This is a genomic window from Nocardioides psychrotolerans (assembly GCF_900113685.1).
Classification (GTDB): Bacteria; Actinomycetota; Actinomycetes; order Propionibacteriales; family Nocardioidaceae; genus Nocardioides; species Nocardioides psychrotolerans.
In genome coordinates this window covers 1-2,154 of sequence record NZ_FOQG01000040.1, presented here as the reverse complement: position 1 = coordinate 2,154, position 2,154 = coordinate 1, and the positions used below count along the sequence as shown (strand labels likewise).

Sequence of the window (2,154 nt, the reverse complement as noted above, 5' to 3'; positions counted from 1 at the left end):
CCCAGACCGACCACATCACCGACTGGGCTGAGGGCGGCCCCACCACCGTGACCAACACCCAGGGCCTCTGCGCCAGGTGCAACCTCGCCAAACAAGCCCTCGGGTGGCGTGCCAGGACCCTGCCCGGCACCGGACGCACCAGGCGCCACACCGTCGCCACCACCACCCCCACCGGCCACACCTACCACTCCAGAGCCCCAGCCCCACCCGGCCACATCGACATCGGCACACCCCGCGAGCAGCTCCTCCACGACCTCACCGCCTGAGCATCGCGTGACTCCGGGGCGCCTTCCTCAGCGGACGGCGAAGCCGATCCACGAGCTGACGATCAAGGTGCTGACCAGCAGCACGACGCGACGCGCCCAGGCGGCCGGATAGAGCCCCAATTCTCGGCGACCGAGAGCGGACAGGTCCGGCGGAAGACAGCCATGCGCGCGCCCCACAGCGCGGAGGCGACATGTGGCACGACCACCCACGGCACCAGCCAGGCGAGGAACCCACCGAGGACCGCGAACAGGAAGACCAGGTGGGTCATCAACGCTGTAGCTGCCACGAGTCGGCGCGGGCGTCAGCCCCGGCGCCTGGTCGACTCGACCTTCACGCGCGCGTGCACGAACGGGTGATCGGTGGCGTAGCGGACCGGGGCGTTGTAGTCGACGCGGTGCCGGGAGAAGTCGACCGTGCGGGGGGTGCCCATGACCCAGTCGAGCTTGATCGGGCCGGACCCGGTGTCACAGCCTCCGGAGCGAGGCGCGCCGGCTCGCGCCTCCGCGTGCGAGGCCCCGTTGGAGGCGACCAATCCGGTCTTGGCTGCGACGCGGCAGACGAACTCGGTGTGCTCGTTGGTGTCGCCCAGGATGAACACGGGCTTGCCCGTCCCGCGCAGCTTCTTGATCAGCTCGATCTGCTCGGCGGTGGCGGAGTCGCGGGCGCCTTCCTGGTCACGCGGGGAGTTGTGCACGTCGATGACGTAGAACTGCCCACCCGAAGCCCGGTTCTCCAGCCGGACCCACGGGATGGGGCGCTGCTGGTGGTCGAACGTCGTGGTGATGGAGCCGGTGTCGACCAGGGAGAACATCGACTTGCGCCAGGCGATCTGCAGGCGGACCCCCTGGTTGCCCAGGGACTGGCCGGGCCAGATCCGGTAGCCGGGGCGTCGGTCCTTCAGGACCGCGAGCTGGTCGTCCTGGACCTCCTGCATGCCGACGAGGTCCACGCCGCGGTCCCGGATGGCGTGCGCCAGCGCGGAGGCGCGCTTCTTGCCGCGGCCCTTGTGCTGGCTGCCGAGGATGTTGAGGGTGCCGATGCGGAAGGAGAACGGGTCGCCAGGCTCCGGTGGCCGCGCCTTCGTGGACGTCTGCTCGGAACCGTGCTGTGACGTCTGGGTTGCCGGGGCGAGGTCATCTGAGCCTTGAGCGGCTCCGGGGGCGGCCGGGAGGACCCCTACTCCGACCGCGGCGCCCGTGACGATGGTCGCGGCGAGCATGAAGGCTCGTGGGGCGGTAGGTCGAATAGGCATCACGGGAGCGTAACGGCCACGAGGACGAGCGCCGCATCGACGCCGGACCCACCACGATGCGGTCAGCACGCAGCAGCCGCACCGACTTCTGCGAAGAGCATGTTGGCCGTGCACCCCTCCCCGCCAAATTCAGCACCTACCCGAAACGGACCATCCGTATGACGGAGCCCGCTGGGGGCATGGTTCGGCGGAGCCCGCTAGCGGATGTGACGGTTACTCGTCGCGGAGCGTATGAGCTCGCCGGAACGGACACGGTGCTAGTCAGCGGTCTTCCGCCACCACCGCTGGCGAGGCCATGCCCGACTTAGGTCGGTGACTCGGAGATCGCGAAGCCTGAGACACCGCGGCACGCGTCGCGCCCGTTGGCTTCCGCCACCCCGAGATCGTCGAGCACCGCTCCGATCGCCGCCAGCCCGGCGTGCCACCCAGCGCCGTCACGGGAACGGCTCCGTCGCGGCCAACCGGCCAACCGGCCAACCGCGGCGGAGCGATGTCGACGTCGGCGGAAGATGGCTTCGAGACGGCGCTGGCCGCCTACTCAACCCTGATCCACCGACGGATGTGGTGTTGTGAGCGTGGCGTAGAACGAGAATGCCCTTGCTGGGCGGGAGAATCGGAGTTACCAGACAACGATT

The 2,154-nt window shown here is 69.4% G+C and carries 3 protein-coding genes; 1 reads left to right on the top strand and 2 read right to left on the bottom strand.

What is annotated here, in order from left to right; genetic code table 11:
• Positions 1 to 266: HNH endonuclease (locus BM204_RS22085; RefSeq protein WP_143099890.1), on the top strand; the 266-nt coding region annotated here is incomplete at its 5' end.
• 62 nt (positions 267 to 328) lie between these two features.
• Here BM204_RS22085 and BM204_RS23615 read toward each other — a convergent pair.
• Together BM204_RS23615 and BM204_RS22080 are read right to left on the bottom strand one after the other, a co-directional pair.
• Positions 329 to 553, bottom strand: a complete 225-nt coding sequence (locus BM204_RS23615; protein WP_369675337.1) for a DUF2784 family protein — start codon at positions 551 to 553, stop codon at positions 329 to 331.
• Positions 554 to 568: 15 nt separating this feature from the next.
• Positions 569 to 1,519, bottom strand: coding sequence for an endonuclease/exonuclease/phosphatase family protein (locus BM204_RS22080; protein ID WP_143099888.1), 951 nt, complete (start codon positions 1,517 to 1,519; stop codon positions 569 to 571).
• Between the last annotated feature and the right edge of the window lie 635 nt (positions 1,520 to 2,154).

Bases quoted from the DNA above. Each gene is read 5' to 3' on its own strand.
- BM204_RS22080 (WP_143099888.1), bottom strand. From the start codon at position 1,519: ATGCCTATTCGACCTACCGCCCCACGAGCCTTCATGCTCGCCGCGACC.